17 protein-coding genes are annotated in these 18,553 nt (G+C 36.7%); 9 read left to right on the forward strand and 8 right to left on the reverse strand.

Going from position 1 to position 18,553, the window contains the following annotated elements:
• The first annotated feature begins 23 nt into the window (after window positions 1–23).
• The 3 genes from LC457_RS19930 (at window position 24) to LC457_RS19940 (ending at window position 2,397) form a co-directional block, all read left to right on the forward strand.
• A complete protein-coding gene (locus tag LC457_RS19930) occupies window positions 24–233 on the forward strand; it encodes a PepSY-like domain-containing protein (RefSeq protein ID WP_374200569.1) in 210 nt (69 codons plus the stop codon).
• A 206-nt stretch (window positions 234–439) separates the two neighbouring features.
• A complete protein-coding gene (locus LC457_RS19935; protein ID WP_047381613.1) occupies window positions 440–1,111 on the forward strand; it encodes a response regulator transcription factor in 672 nt (223 codons plus the stop codon).
• Complete coding sequence (locus LC457_RS19940; protein ID WP_223601412.1) at window positions 1,111–2,397, forward strand: HAMP domain-containing sensor histidine kinase; 1,287 nt, start codon at window positions 1,111–1,113, stop codon at window positions 2,395–2,397. The genes LC457_RS19935 and LC457_RS19940 overlap by 1 nt, the downstream gene beginning before the upstream one ends.
• 69 nt (window positions 2,398–2,466) lie before the next feature.
• Here LC457_RS19940 and trpS read toward each other — a convergent pair whose 3' ends face one another.
• The 7 genes from trpS to ileS form a co-directional block, all read right to left on the reverse strand.
• Entirely contained in the window at window positions 2,467–3,435 is a 969-nt protein-coding gene (gene trpS, locus LC457_RS19945; RefSeq protein WP_223601413.1) for a tryptophan--tRNA ligase, read from the reverse strand.
• Between the two features lie 298 nt (window positions 3,436–3,733).
• A complete protein-coding gene (locus LC457_RS19950; protein ID WP_223601414.1) occupies window positions 3,734–4,378 on the reverse strand; it encodes a vancomycin high temperature exclusion protein in 645 nt (214 codons plus the stop codon).
• A 14-nt stretch (window positions 4,379–4,392) separates the two neighbouring features.
• Window positions 4,393–5,031, reverse strand: coding sequence for a lipoprotein signal peptidase (locus tag LC457_RS19955; RefSeq protein ID WP_223601415.1), 639 nt, complete (start codon window positions 5,029–5,031; stop codon window positions 4,393–4,395).
• On the reverse strand, window positions 5,031–5,216 hold the full coding sequence (locus LC457_RS19960) for a DUF2683 family protein (protein WP_223601416.1): 186 nt from the start codon (window positions 5,214–5,216) through the stop codon (window positions 5,031–5,033). Before LC457_RS19960 ends, LC457_RS19955 begins: the two co-directional genes overlap by 1 nt.
• Window positions 5,217–5,233: 17 nt before the next feature.
• A complete protein-coding gene (locus tag LC457_RS19965) occupies window positions 5,234–5,479 on the reverse strand; it encodes a DUF6576 domain-containing protein (protein WP_223601417.1) in 246 nt (81 codons plus the stop codon).
• Between the two features lie 80 nt (window positions 5,480–5,559).
• Window positions 5,560–5,940, reverse strand: a complete 381-nt coding sequence (locus LC457_RS19970) for a TraR/DksA C4-type zinc finger protein (RefSeq protein WP_002983772.1) — start codon at window positions 5,938–5,940, stop codon at window positions 5,560–5,562.
• A gap of 58 nt (window positions 5,941–5,998) precedes the next feature.
• A complete protein-coding gene (gene ileS, locus LC457_RS19975; RefSeq protein WP_223601418.1) occupies window positions 5,999–9,394 on the reverse strand; it encodes an isoleucine--tRNA ligase in 3,396 nt (1,131 codons plus the stop codon).
• 454 nt (window positions 9,395–9,848) lie between these two features.
• Between ileS and LC457_RS19980 the strand changes: the two genes are divergently transcribed.
• The 3 genes from LC457_RS19980 (at window position 9,849) to LC457_RS19990 (ending at window position 13,605) form a co-directional block, all read left to right on the forward strand.
• The gene (locus LC457_RS19980) at window positions 9,849–11,540 is read left to right on the forward strand and encodes a M23 family metallopeptidase (RefSeq protein ID WP_223601419.1); all 1,692 of its coding nucleotides are present in this window, start codon (window positions 9,849–9,851) and stop codon (window positions 11,538–11,540) included.
• Between the two features lie 92 nt (window positions 11,541–11,632).
• Window positions 11,633–12,925 (forward strand): phenylacetate--CoA ligase family protein, encoded by a 1,293-nt coding sequence (locus tag LC457_RS19985; protein WP_223601420.1) that lies wholly within the window; start codon window positions 11,633–11,635, stop codon window positions 12,923–12,925.
• A gap of 77 nt (window positions 12,926–13,002) precedes the next feature.
• Complete coding sequence (locus LC457_RS19990) at window positions 13,003–13,605, forward strand: hypothetical protein (protein ID WP_223601421.1); 603 nt, start codon at window positions 13,003–13,005, stop codon at window positions 13,603–13,605.
• Between the two features lie 32 nt (window positions 13,606–13,637).
• Here LC457_RS19990 and LC457_RS19995 read toward each other — a convergent pair whose 3' ends face one another.
• Window positions 13,638–14,894: an NAD(P)/FAD-dependent oxidoreductase gene (locus LC457_RS19995; protein WP_223601422.1), complete on the reverse strand. Its 1,257-nt coding sequence runs from the start codon at window positions 14,892–14,894 to the stop codon at window positions 13,638–13,640.
• Between the two features lie 98 nt (window positions 14,895–14,992).
• On the opposite strand from LC457_RS19995, the gene hutH reads away from it, so the two are divergent.
• The 3 genes from hutH (at window position 14,993) to LC457_RS20010 (ending at window position 18,549) form a co-directional block, all read left to right on the forward strand.
• Complete coding sequence (hutH, locus tag LC457_RS20000; RefSeq protein WP_223601423.1) at window positions 14,993–16,513, forward strand: histidine ammonia-lyase; 1,521 nt, start codon at window positions 14,993–14,995, stop codon at window positions 16,511–16,513.
• Between the two features lie 82 nt (window positions 16,514–16,595).
• Window positions 16,596–17,327, forward strand: coding sequence for a 3-oxoacyl-ACP reductase FabG (gene fabG, locus LC457_RS20005; protein WP_142718894.1), 732 nt, complete (start codon window positions 16,596–16,598; stop codon window positions 17,325–17,327).
• A gap of 1 nt (window position 17,328) precedes the next feature.
• Window positions 17,329–18,549, forward strand: a complete 1,221-nt coding sequence (locus tag LC457_RS20010; RefSeq protein WP_223601424.1) for a beta-ketoacyl synthase — start codon at window positions 17,329–17,331, stop codon at window positions 18,547–18,549.
• The last annotated feature ends 4 nt before the right edge of the window (window positions 18,550–18,553 follow it).

Here is an 18,553-nt window from a genome sequence, read left to right on the forward strand (position 1 = left end):
AACTACAGACACTAAATTTTATTATTATGGTCAACTGGAATTTAATAAACAGCAATGGAAGAAAGATTTCTTCTGCTCAGATTAGAAAGAATATAGTTTCATTTATGACAAGAAACCACCCTTGCAGTGTAATTGAATCTATTGAAAAAAAATACAATGCTTACAAAATTCATTTGATGAACGGTCTATGTCTTGTTTTTGATGCAGACGGTCGTAATGTGAAATCAAATTAGATTATTCATGAAAAAGTGCCTGAGGGGAGAAGGTAGGGAGTATTTCCATTTTGTAGACATCTTATCGGTAATTTATCATATAACCCTTATACTGATCATATTCTCGTAGACTTTCGGATGTGTATCCCTATCTCCGGCTTCCCTCCTTATAATTTCCTATATTTGATATAAGTTAATCGCGCAGCAGAGCATATAGATCCAGAGGTATGAAGATTTTAATAGTAGAAGATGAGCCCGAACTGAAAGATACGGTACAGAAATTTCTGGAGGCAGAACATTTCATTGTGGAGTATGCAGAAAATTACAGTAACGGACTGGAGAAAATTATTTCTTATGAATATGACTGTATTTTGCTGGATATTATGCTGCCTGACGGAAATGGAATAGATCTGCTGAAAGAGATAAAAAAAATGCACAAGAAAGATCCCGTAATCATCCTTTCTGCCAAAGATTCAGTGGATGATAAGGTAACCGGGCTGGAAATTGGAGCTGATGATTATCTTGCAAAACCTTTCCATCTTGCAGAACTAATGGCGAGAATCAAGTCTGTGATCAGAAGAAAGAATCAGGATGGTGAAAATATCATCCGATATAAAAATATAAGTATTGATCCGGAGAACAGAACGGTGAAAGTAGGAAATGAGGAATTGGTTCTTAACCGCAAAGAGTATGATCTATTGTATTATTTTGTGATCCATCCCGAAAAAACTTTGCAGAAAACGACATTGGCGGAAGCTATCTGGGGAGATTATATCGATCAGGCAGACAGTCTGGACTTTATTTATTCACAGATTAAAAATCTACGTAAAAAATTAAAAACACTCAATGCCGAAGCTGATTTTCAGGCGGTGTACGGGATAGGATATAAATTCATCTGATGAAAGTTTCTTTAAAATATTATACCATAAAATACCTGATTATCATCCTGCTGTTCATTATTGCAGTTTGGGCAGGGCTGTTTTATGCTTATATCCTGGATGAAGTGCATGATAATGTGGATGACGGATTAAAAGATCGGAAAATACAGATTATCAAAGCCGTTTACCTGAATCCTCAGCTGTTGAAGAATAATGATTTTGGATTTAATGAATTTAAAATCAATCCCATTAAAGCTGAAGAATATCAGAATAAAAGCAGACTGTACAATAAGATGTATTATATGGAATATGATGATAAGGACCAGCCTTACAGAGTTCTGGAGGCGGACTTTATCGATCAGTTTAAAAATCAGCAGAGACTTGTTATAAGAACTTCTACCGTTGAAGAGGACGAATTGATCTACGACCTTACGACTGCTTTAATTGTGCTTTATATTCTTTTGGTAATAAGTATTGTTGTAATCAACGGATATCTGTTGAATAAAGCAATGAGGCCATTCTATCTGATTTTGGATAAACTTAAAAAATATCAGTTTGGAATTCCTTTTTCACAGGAAAAGCAGACTTATAAAATCACTGAGTTTGAAGAATTGAATGTGGAAATCAATGAAATGATTGAACGTAACGAGCTTGTTTTTTATCAGCAGAAACAGTTTATTGAAAATGCGTCCCACGAACTTCAGACTCCTTTGGCTATTGTTATTAACAAAATTGATCTTTTGATTCAGAATGATGACCTTGATAAAAAGAGTCTGACCTTTCTTACCGACGTGAAAAATGATCTGCGAAGAATGGTAGGCTTAAACAAATCATTATTAATGCTTTCCAAAATTGAAAACAGCCAGTTTAATAAAACGTCAGACGTTGATTTTAACGGAATGATTGCCCAGTTGGTTCAGAATTATGAAGATTTCATCGCATTTAAAAAAGTTGAGGTTAATATTATAGAAAAAGGAAAGTTTGTTGCAGATTTTAATCAGGATCTTGCAGATATTCTTCTGTCCAATCTTCTGAAAAATGCCATTAAATATAATAACGAAGAGGGAACGTTAAATATTATTGTTGAAAATAACCGGATTACATTCCAGAACAGTGGTGCATCCGTTCCTTTGGATAAATCCAGAATCTTTAATCGTTTCTATAAACAAGGATCAGATCATACCTCTACCGGATTAGGATTATCTATCATTAAAACCATAATAAAACAATACCCTGGATGGGATATTGTCTATGAATTCGGAGATCAGATGCATTACTTTATCCTGACAAAGAATAATGCATATTAAAGAAGTATACTTTATATCAATAGAAAAAGCCTTTCAAACGAAAGGCTTTCTTATGTTTACAATTTAGAATTAAAATCCTAAGCTTGTTCTTACTCTTTTAAGAGTTTCCAGTGCAATAGGTCTGGTTTTTTCGGCTCCTTGCTGTAGTTTTGCTTCCAGCTCGTCAAGATTATTCATATAATAAGTGAACGTTTCTCTTTCTTTCTCAAAACGTACCAGAATAAGATCCAATAACTCTTTCTTAGCATGGCCATATCCAAAGTTTCCGGCAAGATACTTGGCTCTTAACTCTTCAGTCTGCTCAGGAGTGGCAATAAGCTCATAGATCTGGAATGTTTTATCCGTTTCAGGATCTTTTGGTTCCTCCAGAGATTTAGAATCAGATTCAATGCTCATTACCTGTTTTTTCAGTTCCTTTTCAGGTAAGAAAATATTGATAATATTTCCCATTGATTTAGACATTTTACGTCCATCAGTTCCGGGAACATATTTCGTGTCCTGCTGAAGTTCTGCCTGGGGTAATACAAGGACTTCTCCCATTTGATTGTTAAATCTGGAAGCTACATCTCTTGCAATTTCCAGGTGCTGAAGCTGATCTTTTCCTACAGGTACAATCTCTGCGTCATACAATAAAATATCTGCAGCCATCAGAATAGGGTAAGTAAACAGACCTGCATTCACATCCTGAAGTCTGTCAGCTTTATCCTTAAATGAATGGGCTAATGTTAATCTTTGATAAGGAAAAAAACATGATAAATGCCAAGAAAGTTCACAGGTTTCAGCGATATCACTTTGTCTGTAGAAAAATGTTTTTTCAGTATCTAGTCCACAAGCAAGCCAAGCCGCAGCAATCTCGTAGGTATTTTGTCTTAAAGTCTGCGCATCTTTAATCTGTGTAAGCGTGTGAAGATTCGCAATAAATAAAAATGATTCATTTCCTTCCTGCTTGGATAGTTCGATAGCAGGAATAATGGCCCCTAATAAATTTCCAAGATGGGGTGTTCCGGTGGCTTGAATGCCGGTAAGAATTCTTGACATTTGTTTAAAATTTATATTTAAAAATTAATGAATAGCAAATTTACGAGGTTTGCCGCGAATAACGAAAGATAAAAGATAAAAGATAAAAGATAAAAGATAAAAGATAAAAGATAAAAGATAAAAGATAAAAGATAAAAGATAAAAGATAAAAGATGTTGCTATTAAAATTCAATAGGGGTGGGCTTTAGCCCAGCCAGATTAAAAAAGCATCTCCATTGGCTTTAGCCAAAACCTATTAATCAGCAAAATCTCAATATCTTTCTAAACAATCATCTGTGACAATCCGTGCTTAAAAAAACTAAGGAATCACAATCTTCTCCCCTCCAAATTTCGGTTCTACCCCAAAAAGAAGATCCCAGTATGCCTTAGCCTTGGCCGCATACTCTCTCGTATTAGTCTTTAACCCTGCATATTTATTCACATCAGCTGCATTATACCCAAAGGCTTCCATTCCATTTTTTCTGGCAAGGAAAACGGCTCTTTCATTATGGAATTTCTGAGAGATGATAATCACTTTTGTCTGGCTGAAAATATCTTTTGCTCTTACCACAGAATCCAGTGTTCGGAATCCGGCGTGATCCATAATAATTTTATCCTGTGGAACTCCGCTCTGCATCAATGCCAGCTGCATGTCTTCAGGTTCATTATAGTCTTTGGTGCTGTTATCTCCGCTAACGATGATGTATTGTATTTTTCCGCTTTTGAATAAATCAGCAGCGGCTTTAATTCTGTTATAGAAATAAGCATTCGGAGTTCCGTTACTTAATGTTTTTCCGGTACCTAATAACAGACCTGTTTTTGCTTCCGGTACATTAGCAATATTGTAGGAAACAAAAGGTTCACTATCTTTTTTGATGCTGTAATTTGCCCAGGCAATAAAAATAATTCCTGCAACCAGAAGAAGCAGGAAAATTTTAAAAATATTTTTGATTATTTTTTTCATCCGAAATAGATCATTTAAAACTCCAGTCCGTTAGGGAAAGCTTTTTTTCTGAATATTAATAAGAATGCAGCACCAACAGTAATGGCAGAGTCGGCAACATTGAAAATATACTTGAAGAACTCAAGGTGTTTTCCTCCTATTAAAGGCCAGCTTTCAGGAACATTCCAGTCTACCAATGGGAAGTGAAGCATATCTACTACACATCCTTTCATAAAAGTAGAATATCCGTGTCCGAAAGGAGCGATTTTTGAGATTCCGCCGTAGCCGATCCATCGGTCAATGCTAGGATCATATACCGTCCCGCTGTCGAAAATCATTCCATAGAACATTCCGTCAATAAGGTTTCCGATAGCACCGGCAAAGATGATCGCCATTGGAATCAAAAGATAATTGGAAGCTCCTTCTTTTAACCATTTTTTGAACATGTATACCATTCCTCCGATCAGGAAGATTCTTAGGATCACCAGAAAATATTTTCCAATAATTCCTCCGAAGTGGAATCCATAAGCCATTCCCGGGTTTTCCACAAAGGTTAGTTTAAATCCAGGCAGAACAGTTACGCTGTCATCCAGATTAAAATGAGTTTTGATATAAATTTTTGAAGCCTGGTCAATTAATAACACCAAAAATGTTATCGCTAAGATCTTTTTCATTATTGCCCTTTAGGTTTTGAAGGCTTTGCAGCCGGCTTATTATCGCTTGCTTTCTTGACTACTTTCTGTCCGTTATACGAACTTTTAACATGAGCTTTTTCAAATTTAATGCCCATTTCCTTCAAAACACTTTTCAGTGCACTCAACTCCATAGAATTTTTAGGATGTACTATGATAGATTCCATTTCTTATATTTAAATATTTACATTTTGGACAGCTCATCAAGTCTCTTTCTCTCTTTTTCAGACAGATCATTGACTCCATTTTTGCCCATCTTACTCAAAAGTCTGTCGATCTCTTTCTCCCGGTCACGTTTATCAGAATTGAACTTGTCATCAATAGTATAGTTTTTCTGCTGATCAGGAAAGAATCTGTTTTTAATCCATTCTCTGTTGAAAAACAGTAATACTATTGCGATAATAAATCCTAAAATTAATAATTCGCTCATGGGTATACATTAAAAATTAGGTTTATAAAGTATTCGTGAATACGTTATAAACCCAATATTATTTTTTACAAACCTTGCGGTTATTTTTGCATATTTTTCGCTTCGATGCTCAGCGTAGCGTGAGGAACGGCTAGAAGTCTTTCCTTAGGAATCAGTTTTCCTGTTACTCTGCAAACACCATACGTTTTATTTTCGATTCTGATCAAAGCATTTTTAAGGTCACGCACGAATTTCTCCTGTCTACCTGCCAAAATAGAGTTCTGCTCTTTGCTCAGAGTTTCTGCTCCTTCCTCAAAAGCTTTAAAGGTAGGTGAAGTATCATCGGTTCCATTATTCTGGTCGTTGATAAAACTTTCTCTGATAAGCTGAAGATCTTTTTCTGCTTTTTCTATTTTTTCTTTAATGATCGCTTTAAATTCCTGTAAATCAGCATCGCTGTATCTAACTCTTTCGTCTGACATATTCTTTCTCTTTTTTAATAAAATTATGAAATGGAATTTGAAATATAATAACTACATGTTAATTTTTTTCAACATTTATCTTAAAATTAACCTCATCTATTTCGATTTCGTTAAAATTTGAAAGTGAAGATACAATTTCTATTTTATTTGACAAGACTTCAGAAGAAATATATTCTTCATTTTTCTTAATCTCATTCAAGAAAGGAGAACTTTCTTCTAATGTGATTGAAATTCTGTCTGTCAGTTCAAAGTCTTTATCTTTTCGCAGGTTTTGAATTCTGTTGATGAATTCTCTTGCGATACCTTCAGATTTTAGCTCATCGGTTAACGTCAAATCTAATGCCACAGTTGTTTTTCCATCAGAAGTTACAGTCCATCCTGGGATATCTTTTGTAGAAATTTCCACATCATCAAGGGTGATTTCATATCCTTGAACGTCTATTTTTCCTTCTTTTTCAAGGCTGGAAATCTGTTCTGTAGTAAGATTGCTAATCTCGGCGCCTACCACTTTCATGTCTTTTCCTAATTTAGGACCAAGAGCTTTGAAGTTAGGCTTTATCTGTTTTACAATTAAGTGAGATGCTTCTTCAGCATTGATTAACTGTAATTCTTTCACGTTTACTTCCTGTTTGATCAGCTCAGCAACAGCAAAAATCTGCTCTTCTGTTTTAGAATCCAGTACAGGAACCAATACTTTTTGTAGTGGCTGGCGAACTTTTACATTTTCTTTCTTTCTTAGAGAGAACACCATACTTGTAATGTTCTGAGCCAGATGTGTTTTTTCAACCAGATCCTGATCAATTAAACTTTCATCAGCTACAGGGAAGTTTGTAAGGTGTACAGATTCACAACTTTCTTTACCTGTTACTTTATTTAAATCCTGATATAACTGATCCATAAAGAACGGAGCAATTGGAGCAGATAGCTTTGCAACTACTTCAAGACATGTGTATAAAGTCTGGTAAGCAGAGATCTTGTCATCAGAATAATCTCCTTTCCAGAAACGTCTTCTGCATAATCTTACATACCAGTTACTCAGGTTATCATTCACAAAATTACTGATGGCTCTTGCTACTCTTGTTGGCTCATAATCTTCATAGAAAGCTTTTACTTCTTTGATCAGAAGATTCAGTTCAGAAAGAACCCATCTGTCAATCTCAGGACGGTTTTCAACTTCTTTTTCTGAATAGTTGAAGCCATCCACATTCGCGTATAAAGCAAAGAATGAATAGGTGTTATACAATGTTCCAAAGAACTTTCTTCTTACCTCGTCAATTCCTTCAATGTCAAACTTCAGGTTTTCCCAAGGGTTTGCATTAGAGATCATATACCAACGGGTAGCATCCGGTCCGTACACAGAAAGGGTTTCGAACGGATCTACTGCATTTCCTAAACGTTTTGACATCTTCTGTCCGTTTTTATCCAGAACAAGACCGTTACTCATTACATTTTTATAAGCAACAGAATCAAAAACAGCAGTTCCGATCGCATGAAGCGTATAGAACCATCCACGGGTCTGGTCAACACCTTCTGCGATAAAATCAGCAGGAAATGCTTTATTGTTGTCGATTAATTCTTTATTTTCAAAAGGATAATGCAGTTGTGCATAAGGCATAGAACCTGAATCGAACCAAACGTCGATCAAGTCGCTTTCACGTCTCATTGCTTTTCCTGAATCAGAAACCAATACTACTTTGTCTACTACATTTTTGTGAAGATCCACAAGCTCATAGTTAGACTCAGACATATTTCCGATGATGAAACCTTTGAACGGATTTTCAGTCATCAGGCCGGCTGCAATTGATTTCTCGATTTCGTTGTATAATTCTTCTACAGAACCAATGATTTTTTCTTCTTTCAGATCCTCTGTTCTCCAGATAGGCAACGGAATCCCCCAATATCTTGAGCGGGAAAGGTTCCAGTCGTTTACATTTTCCAACCAGTTGGAAAAACGTCCCTCTCCAGTAGCTTTCGGTTTCCAGTTGATTTCTTTGTTCAGATTAACCAGTCTGTCTTTTACAGCAGTCATTTTCACAAACCATGAATCCAGCGGGTAGTACAATACTGGCTTATCTGTTCTCCAGCAGTGTGGATAAGAGTGGACATATTTTTCTACTTTGAAGGCTTTGTTTTCCGTTTTCAACAGGATCGCAAGTTCTACATCCCATGATTTCTCAGGAGCAGTTCCTTCATCATAATATTCATTTTTGATATAAGTTCCGGAGAATACCTCAGGCACATTGTCTCCTTTGATGAATCTACCTTGTAAGTCAACCAATGGTACAAGATTGTCATTTTCATCTTTTACCAACATTGGCGGGATTTCAGGTTGAGCCATTTTAGCAACTCTCGCATCATCAGCACCGAAAGTAGGGGCAGTATGAACAACACCTGTACCGTCCTCTGTTGTTACAAAATCTCCAAGGATTACTCTGAATGCATTTTCAGCATTGTCGTTTGGTGTAAACCAAGGAACTAATTGCTCATATCTCGTGTCAACAAGTTTTTCCCCTGTGAATTCTTTTAAAACCTTGAAAGGAATTACTTTAGTTTCCGGAGTGTAATTGGCAAAATCTTCATCAGTACCTTCTGTATATTTTTTACCGAAAACTTTAGGTAAAAGAACTCTTGATAAAACAACAGTTACTGGTTCAAATGTATATTGATTGAAAGTTTTAACTACAACATATTCAATATCTCTACCTACAGTAAGAGCGGTATTGGATGGAAGCGTCCATGGAGTCGTCGTCCAGGCAAGGATATGAACATCCCCGTCAACATCATTGAATAATGCTGAAGAGTCTTTTTTCACTTTAAACTGAGCCACAACCGTTGTGTCTGAAACGTCACGGTATGTCCCGGGCTGATTCAGCTCGTGAGAAGAAAGTCCTGTTCCTGCTTTCGGTGAGTAAGGTTGAATGGTGTATCCTTTGTACAACAAGTCTTTGCTATACAATTGCTTCAATAACCACCAAACGGTTTCCATATATTTTGACTTGTACGTGATGTAAGGATCATCAAGGTCTACCCAATATCCGATTTTCTCTGTAAGGTTATTCCATACATCGGTATAACGCATTACCGCTTCACGACAAGCTTTGTTATAGTCTTCAATAGAGATTTTTTTGCCAATATCTTCTTTCGTGATTCCTAACTCTTTTTCTACACCCAGTTCCACAGGAAGACCATGCGTATCCCAGCCTGCTTTACGGAAAACCTGTTTCCCGTTCTGCGTCTGGTAACGGCAGAAAATATCTTTCAATGCTCTTGCCATTACGTGGTGAATTCCAGGCATACCGTTTGCTGAAGGCGGACCTTCATAAAAAACAAACTCAGGATTTCCCTGACGAATCTCAACACTCTTATTGAAAGTTTTATTTTGTTTCCAAAATTCCGCTACATTCTCTGCTACGTCAATAAGGTTGAGGTTTTTGTATTCTTTAAATTGGCTCATTGTAAATATCTCAATATCGTTGATTAATTAAGTCTGCAAATTTACTAAAATTTGTCGGTTTATAATATATGTTTTATTTTGATATCATCTATTAAAAAGTTCAATTTCAGAAATATAATAAAGAAAGTGGGAGAAAGTGAATGGTGAATGGTGAATAAGTGAATCTTCCTGACTGTATTTCATATAAAATTTAATGCGATTTATTCAATAGGAGTGGGCTTTAGCCCGCTTAAATAATAAAAACATATCCAATGGCTTTAGCCAAAACCTAATGATTACGCAAAGTTCGCAAAGATCTTATGAATGGGTTAAAATTGTTTGCAAAGGCGTTTCACTCAGCAAAAGAAATCTGTGGTTAAGAAAACAAAGGTGATTCTTAAAAATGAATATCCCAACAACTGCTTATTGGCCAGAATTTTGTACATTTAAATAGATCTATAAACCCAAATGCTGTATGAAAACCTTTTATCAACTGATGCTTTTTGTCTACTTTATCAACACAAGCATTATTGTACAGGCTCAAAATAATTACCCTCAGAATTATTTCCGAAATCCATTAAACATTCCTATGCAACTTGCAGCCAATTTTGGTGCGATCCGTACGAATCATTTTCACATGGGACTGGATCTAAGAACCAATAGTCAGGAGAATTTGCCGGTTTTAGCAGCTGCAGAAGGGTATGTCAGCAGGATAAAAGTAGAGCGTTACGGATTTGGAAATGCCATATATGTTACTCATCCCAATGGTTATACTACCGTGTATGCCCATCTGAACAAATACTTCAATAAGCTTGATGAATATGTAAAGGCTAGACAATATAAAGATGAAAAGTGGGAGCAGGATATAAGTTTTCAACCAGGACAGTTTCCGGTAGAGAAAGGACAGCAAATTGCATCGAGTGGAAATACGGGAGGCTCCGCTGGTCCACATTTACATTTTGAAATAAGAGATACCAAAACAGAAGAATGTCTTAATCCATTGCTTTTCGGTTTTGCTATTCCTGATAATATAGCTCCAATTATCAGTGGATTGTATTGGTATGACAGACGTTTCAGTACCTACGAACCTGGTGCTAACGGAATTGCAGTGAAAAAAGCAGGAAATGTTTATACTTCTAACCTTGTTAAGGTGAACTCTCCTGAAATAAGTTTCGCCATTAAGGCAGTAGATAAGGCCAATCAAGGGTTTAATCTTGGAATTTATAATGCAGAACTATTGATGGATGGCAAGCTGATTTACAGTTTTAAAATTGATAAAATCCATTATGATGACACCCGCTATATTAATGGCTGTATAGATTATACCAAATTCATCAGGGATAAAATGGGAATTCAGCACCTGGCTGATTTACCAGGAATGAGACTTCAGAATTACAGGACCCCGGATTTGACTGGGATTATCAATCTTCAGGATGAGGAGGTTCATAACATTGAAATAGTCCTGAAAGATACAAAGGGAAATACAAGTCGGTTAACAACAAAACTTCAGTTAAATAAAGTTTCAGACAAAGTATCTTCTACAGGGAAGATTGTAATGCCTAATGAAGGAAAAACAATCTCCACCGAAAATGCAGAGATTAACTTCAGCAAAAATGCACTCTACGATGCTGTAAATTTCAATGCCTATGAAAAACCGGATACAGATCCAAATGCTGTTTCAAATAGCATTATTCTACAAAGTCCGTACATTCCGGTTCAGGGCGAGTATACCTTGAAAATAAAACCCAATAGAAAGTTATCTGATGCTGAAAGGGATAAAGTCGTTATCCTCCTTGATTATGGAAGTGATAAGAATGTGGTAAAAGCAAAATGGAATGGTGGCAGGGCAGAAGGGCAGTTCAACAGATTGGGCACAGCAAAATTATTAATAGACAATACGCTGCCGTCTGTTTCCTCAGGATGGGCTGAAGGGGCATTGGTAAACAGCATCTCTTTATTGTTAAAAGGAACAACGAAGGTTGGAGATATTATTTCATTCCGGGCTGAGCTGGATGGAAAATGGCTTCGCTTTGCCCGAGTAAAAGATAATTTTGTCTACACCTTTGATGAAAAATGCCCGAAAGGATCAGGATCTCATACTTTAAAAGTAACCACCATCAATACTGCCGGAAATACCAATACACAAACTTTTGCCTTCCAGAGATAAAAATTGTGGTAGAAATCATGAATACATTTTACATGAATACATCTTACAATCATGTAATTTTAAATAAATTTGCTCTTTAAAAATTAAAATCATTGGAATTTCATCCGTCAATCGAGAAAGCAGGCATTCAGGAAATCAAAATATTTCAGGAAGAAAAACTTCATGGACTTTTGACTTATCTTGAAGCTCATTCACCTTTTTATCAGAAACTGTTTAAAGAAAATAATATTCATATTGCTGACATCCGTACTTTGGAAGATCTTCAGAAGATTCCTACCACAACGAAGAATGATCTTCAGCAGTATAATCATGATTTTTTTTGCATAACACCGGATAAAATTGTCGATTACAGTACCACTTCCGGAACGTTGGGAGATCCGGTTACTTTTGGACTTTCGGATAATGATCTTGAAAGGCTGGCTTATAATGAAGCAATATCATTTGCCTGTGCAGGAATTCAGAAAGGAGATGTTGTTCAGATGATTACTACCATAGACAAAAGGTTTATGGCGGGACTCGCTTACTTTCTTGGCTTAAGAAAAATGGGCGCAAGTGTAGTGAGAATGGGACCTGGAATTCCCGAACTGCAATGGGATTCTATTTTCAGATACAAACCAAAATACCTGATTACTGTTCCTTCTTTTCTGTTGAAAATGATTGATTATGCCGAGAAACATGGATTGGATTATAAAAATTCAAGTGTTTATGGAGCTGTATGTATAGGAGAAAGTATCAAAAGTCAGGATTTTACAGATAATATTCTTTCGCAGAAGATCAAAGAAAAATGGGATATAAAACTTTTTTCCACTTACGCTTCTACCGAAATGAGTACTGCTTTCACAGAATGCGAATTCCAGATCGGAGGACATCACCACCCGGAATTAATTATTACCGAAATTCTGGACGATAACGGAAATCCAGTTAAAGAAGGAGAAAGTGGAGAACTTACGATCACAACTTTAGGTGTTGAAGCCATCCCTTTGCTAAGATTTAAAACCGGAGATATTGTAAAAGCACACCATGAGCCATGCCAGTGTGGAAGAAATACGATGAGGTTAGGCCCTGTAGTAGGAAGGAAACAGCAGATGATAAAATATAAAGGAACAACGCTGTATCCGCCGGCAATGAATGATATTTTAAATGATTTCAACAATATTTTATGCTATCAGATTGTTATTCAGGCCAACGAAATAGGTCTTGACGAAATTATCATTAAACTAAGTACAGAAGAAGAACATGACAGCTTTGTGAATGAAGTGAGGGACCACTTCCGTGCAAAATTGAGAGTAAGCCCGAAGATTGAAATCATTGATTTTGATATCCTGTCCAAAACGGTTTTCAATCCAAACAGCAGAAAACCAATCACTTTTATTGATTTGAGATAAAATTAAAAATAAAGAGTGGAAGATTTCTTTTTTATAATATCTTTGAACCCTTAAATATATAAAGCTAATAAAAAAACATGAAAAAATTATTATTCTTACTCTTTGCAGTAATTGGTGTAGTGACATTTGGACAAAATCAAATTAATGTTGAATCCGGGGATTTTGACTTTCTGAAAGACCAGACAGAAGTAAATGTTCAGGTGAAATTTGAAAATGTTGCTTTTCAGGTAGAGAATTATACTGAAGCTCAATATCTGGAAAAAAGAAAAACAGAAACTGTAGCTAAAAAAGGTGAAGAAGCTTGGGGAAAATGGATAGGAGCATGGGAAACGTTTAAAAACACGGAATATTTGGATTATTTCCTGAAAGGAATCAACAGAAAGTCTAAAAAAATTGCCTTCAAAAAAGATACTCATGCTAAGTATACGCTAATTGTTGATGCAAAATGGATTTATGCGGGATGGCATGGTGGATTGATAGGACAGGAAGCTAAATTAACCTCGGATCTGATTTTCGTAGAAACAGATAATCCGTCAAATGTAGTGATGAAACTAAAAGGAGACAAAATTCTTGGAAAACCACAAAATAAAGAATTTGTAATGGAATATGGAAGAATTGCAGGGGCATATGAACAAACAGGAAAAGATTTAGGAAAAAAAATCAAAGAAGTTATAAAATAATAAAAAACGGTCTGAAAATTCAGACCGTTTTTTTATGCTTGGTTTTGCTGTTCCTGTTTTTCTAGTTTGATCAGGTTTGCAAGATTTTTAATCACTGTATCGTGCTTTTTCACAAAAGGATTGTCTTTATTCCAGACATACCCTGCTAAAACAGCACAGATCTTTTTCTTTACGTCCGGATTTTCCGGCTGGTGGAAAAATAGCTCCTGAAGATTTCCGGTATACCATTCTTTTACATATGTGGTGAAAACATCCACGCCATATAAAATATAATCAGTGTATTCTGTCTGCCAGTTGATCTTTTCTCCATTTAATTGTCTTAACGCCAGTTTTGCTGCCAACATTCCGGATTCTGTGGCAAAAGCCATTCCTGAAGAGAATACCGGATCAAGAAATTCTGATGCATTTCCTGTTAATGCAAATCCATCTCCGAATAAACTTTTTACCGAGCAAGAATAGTCTTTCAGATGTCTTGGTTCAAAAAGGAATTCCACATCCCCAAAACGTTTTACATAATAATCAGAAAGAGAAATAGCTTTTCTTAAAGCTTCGGCTGTATCTCCGTTTTCAGATAATTTATCAATATATTCAGTAGGGCCTACAATTCCTAAACTTGTATTTCCATTAGAAAAAGGAATTACCCAAAGCCATACTTCTGTTTCAATAATGTCAAAAGAAATTAAAGTCCCTTCTTCTCCTGGCGCTCTGTTAATATCATTTACATGAGAGAAAATCGCAGAGTGAGGAGACAGTCTTGATGGTTTTTCAAGATCTAGCAGACGAGGCAACACTCTTCCGTAACCACTGGAATCAATCACAAACTTAGCATGGATCTCTTTCGTTTCTCCATCCTTGTTTTTTACTGTAGTTACAGAATCTGTTCCGTTAAACTTGATGTCAATAACTTCAGTCTCAAATTCAAGATCAACACCTTTATTAATGACTTCCTGAGCAAGAGTATTATCAAAATCAGCTCTTGGAACCTGCCAGGTCCAGTCCCAGCCTTCCCCGAATTTGTTGCTGAAATCAAAAATGCAGACCTCGTCACCACGAAGGAAACGTGCCCCAAGCTTTTTTTCAAAGCCCATTTTATCTAATGCAGGGAAAAGCCCAGCCTCTTCAAAGTGATCCATTACCCTCGGAATTAAGCTTTCACCTACTACCAGTCTGGGGAATTTTGTCTTTTCGACTATTTTCACGCTGACGTTATTGTTCTTCAGGTATGAAGAAGACACGCATCCGGAAGGTCCGGCTCCGATTACAAGAACGTCAACAAATTCTTTGCTCATCTTTGATTTTTTATTTTAATAATAACTTTTATCTTTGCCGCAAAATTAGTGACAAATAATTAATATTTTACAAAATTATCAACTATTACTTTTAATTGATGAAAATAAATAACTTTTTAGAACTGAAAGACTTTCAAAAAATTATCATTGAGAATGAAAAAATAGAACTGGATGAATCACTTTTATCAAGAGTGGATAAGAGTTTTCAGTTTTTAAAGGAGTTTTCAAAAAATAAAGTAATATATGGTGTGAACACCGGTTTTGGGCCGATGGCTCAGTTCAAAATCAGTGATGAAGATACACACCAGCTTCAGTATAACCTGATCAGAAGCCATTCTTCAGGAATCGGAAATCCTTTACCTGCAGAAGAAGTTAAGGCATGCATGCTGGCAAGACTGAATACCTTATCATTAGGAAATTCAGGAGTGCATCAGTCTGTTATTTATCTTCTTCAGGAACTGATCAACAGAGATATTACTCCATTGATCTTTGAGCATGGAGGAGTAGGAGCAAGCGGAGACCTTGTTCAGCTGGCTCATCTGGCTTTGGTACTGATTGGAGAAGGAGAAGTATTTTATAAAGGAGAAAGAAAATCTACCAAAGACGTTTTTGAAACAGAAGGATTAGAGCCGATAAAAGTAGAGATCCGTGAAGGGCTTGCTTTGATGAACGGAACTTCTGTGATGTCAGGAATCGGTATTGTGAATGCTTATAAAGCCAATCAGCTTACAGATATTTCCCTTAGACTTTCTTGTGCCATTAATGAGATTGTACAGGCTTACGATGACCATTTATCAGCAGCACTGAACGGAACGAAAAAACATTACGGTCAGCAGAAAGTGGCAGAAAGAATGCGTGCTCATCTGGCAGACAGTAAACTGATCAGAAAAAGAGAAGATCATCTTTATACCCATTTTGAAGAGCAGGAGAAAGTATTCAAGGAAAAAGTTCAGGAATATTATTCTTTAAGATGTGTTCCGCAGATTTTGGGTCCGGTATTAGATACGCTGGAATATACAGAGAAAGTTCTTGAAAACGAGATCAATTCCGCGAATGATAACCCGATTATCAATGTTGAAGACCAGCATGTTTACCACGGAGGAAACTTCCACGGTGATTACATCTCTCTGGAAATGGACAAGCTGAAAATTGTGGTTACCAAACTTACGATGCTTGCAGAAAGACAGCTAAACTATCTTCTGAATGCTAAAATCAATGAAATTTTGCCTCCTTTTGTAAATTTAGGTAAATTAGGTTTCAATTTCGGGATGCAGGGAGTACAGTTTACGGCAACTTCTACCACGGCAGAAAGCCAGATGCTGTCGAATTCTATGTATGTTCACAGTATTCCAAACAATAATGATAATCAGGATATCGTTAGTATGGGAACCAATGCTGCGGTGATCTGCAGAAAAGTGATTGAAAATGCTTTTGAAGTATTGGCGATAGAGGCGATTACCATTATTCAGGCTGTTGAATATCTTGGGTTCCAGGATAAGGTTTCATCTTCTACAAAGGAATTGTATGATGAAATCAGAAAAATTATTCCTGCTTTCTCAGATGATATGGTGATGTATCCTTACCTGGAGGAAGTGAAGAAATATCTGAAAGGAATGTAACTATTAGCTGTCATAGATTGTCTATTCAATGAAAGACACTCTCTCAACTTAAAAAAACTAAAAACGATATAAACACTAACGCATGAAATGTGCAATTGTAACAGGAGGCTCCAGAGGAATCGGGAGGGCAATCTGTATAAAACTGGCTGAAGAGAAAAACTATCACATCCTTATCAACTACGCTTCAAACGAAACCGCAGCAAACGAAACGTTGGCTAAAGTGGAAGAATTGGGTGCTACCGGAGAAATTCTTAAATTTGATGTAGGAAATACCGAAGAGACAAAGACTGTTTTAACGGACTGGCAGGAGAAAAATCCTGATGCAGTAGTAGAAGTGATCGTCAATAATGCCGGAATCACAAGAGATGGTCTTTTTATGTGGATGCAGAAAGAAGACTGGAACAGCGTGATCAATACAAGTCTGGATGGATTTTTCAATGTAACCAATTTCTTTATCCAAAAGCTGCTTCGTAACAAATACGGAAGAATCATCAATATGGTTTCGGTATCCGGAGTAAAAGGAACAGCCGGCCAGACAAATTACTCAGCTGCAAAAGGTGCTGTAGTAGGGGCTACAAAAGCTTTGGCTCAGGAAGTTGCCAAAAGAAACGTTACGGTAAATGCAGTAGCTCCGGGTTTTATCAAAACAGATATGACTCAGGAGTTCAATGAAGAAGAATTGAAAGCCATGATTCCTGCCAACAGATTCGGAGAAGCAGAAGAAGTGGCAGATCTTGTCGCATTCTTAGCATCTAAAAAATCTTCTTACATTACAGGAGAAGTGATTAATATTAACGGAGGAATTTATTCATAACATGGAAAATAGGGTTGTAATTACCGGAATGGGAATTTATTCCTGCATCGGGACATCTTTAGAAGAGGTCAGGGAATCCCTATATCAAGGTAAATCCGGTATTGTTTTAGATCCGGACAGAAAAGAATTTGGTTTCAGGTCCGGCCTTACAGGAGTTGTTCCAAAACCCGATCTGAAAAACCTCTTAAACAGACGCCAGCGTATCAGTATGGGAGAAGAAAGCGAATATGCTTATCTGGCGACCATGGATGCATTGAAGCAGGCGAATCTGGACGAAGAATTCTTAGATACTCATGAAGTGGGGATCTTATACGGAAATGACAGTGTTTCCCAGGCAGTCGTAGAATCTATCGATATTGCAAGGGAAAAGAAAGATACGACATTGATGGGATCGGGAGCGATCTTCAAATCAATGAACTCAACGGTGACAATGAACCTTTCTACCATCTTTAAACTGAAAGGAATCAATCTTACCATAAGTGCAGCATGCGCAAGCGGCTCACACTCATTGGGGCTGGCTTATATGATGATTAAAAATGGTTTCCAGGATATGATCATTTGCGGGGGAGCTCAGGAAACCAATAAATATTCTATGGCAAGCTTTGATGGACTGGGAGTTTTCTCAGCCAGAGAAGATGAGCCTACGAAAGCATCCAGACCTTTCGATGCAGAAAGAGACGGATTGATTCCAAGCGGAGGTGCTGCCAGTCTGATTGTTGAAAGTTTAGAATCAGCCCAAAGAAGAGGAGCCCCAATTATTGCAGAAATTATCGGATACGGTTTTTCTTCAAACGGAGGACATATTTCAACACCCAATGTGGATGGGCCTGCTTTGGCAATGGACAGAGCGCTTAAACAATCAGGATTAAAAGCTTCAGACATTGATTATATTAATGCTCATGCGACTTCTACCCCGATTGGTGATGCCAATGAGGCAAAAGCAATCTATGAGATTTTCGGAAGTGAAGTTCCGGTAAGTTCTACCAAATCTATGACAGGACATGAGTGCTGGATGGCAGGTGCAAGTGAAGTGATCTACTCAATTCTGATGATGCAGAATGATTTCGTTGCCCCGAATATTAACCTGGAAAATCCTGATAATGAAGCACAAAAGATAAATTTGGTCGCAAAAACAAAAAATCAAAAAATTGATGTATTTTTGTCGAATTCTTTTGGGTTTGGGGGAACCAATTCTGCACTAATAGTTAAAAAATTTGATTAAAAAC

Source organism: Chryseobacterium sp. GVT01B, from assembly GCF_019970045.1.
Taxonomy (GTDB): Bacteria; Bacteroidota; Bacteroidia; order Flavobacteriales; family Weeksellaceae; genus Chryseobacterium.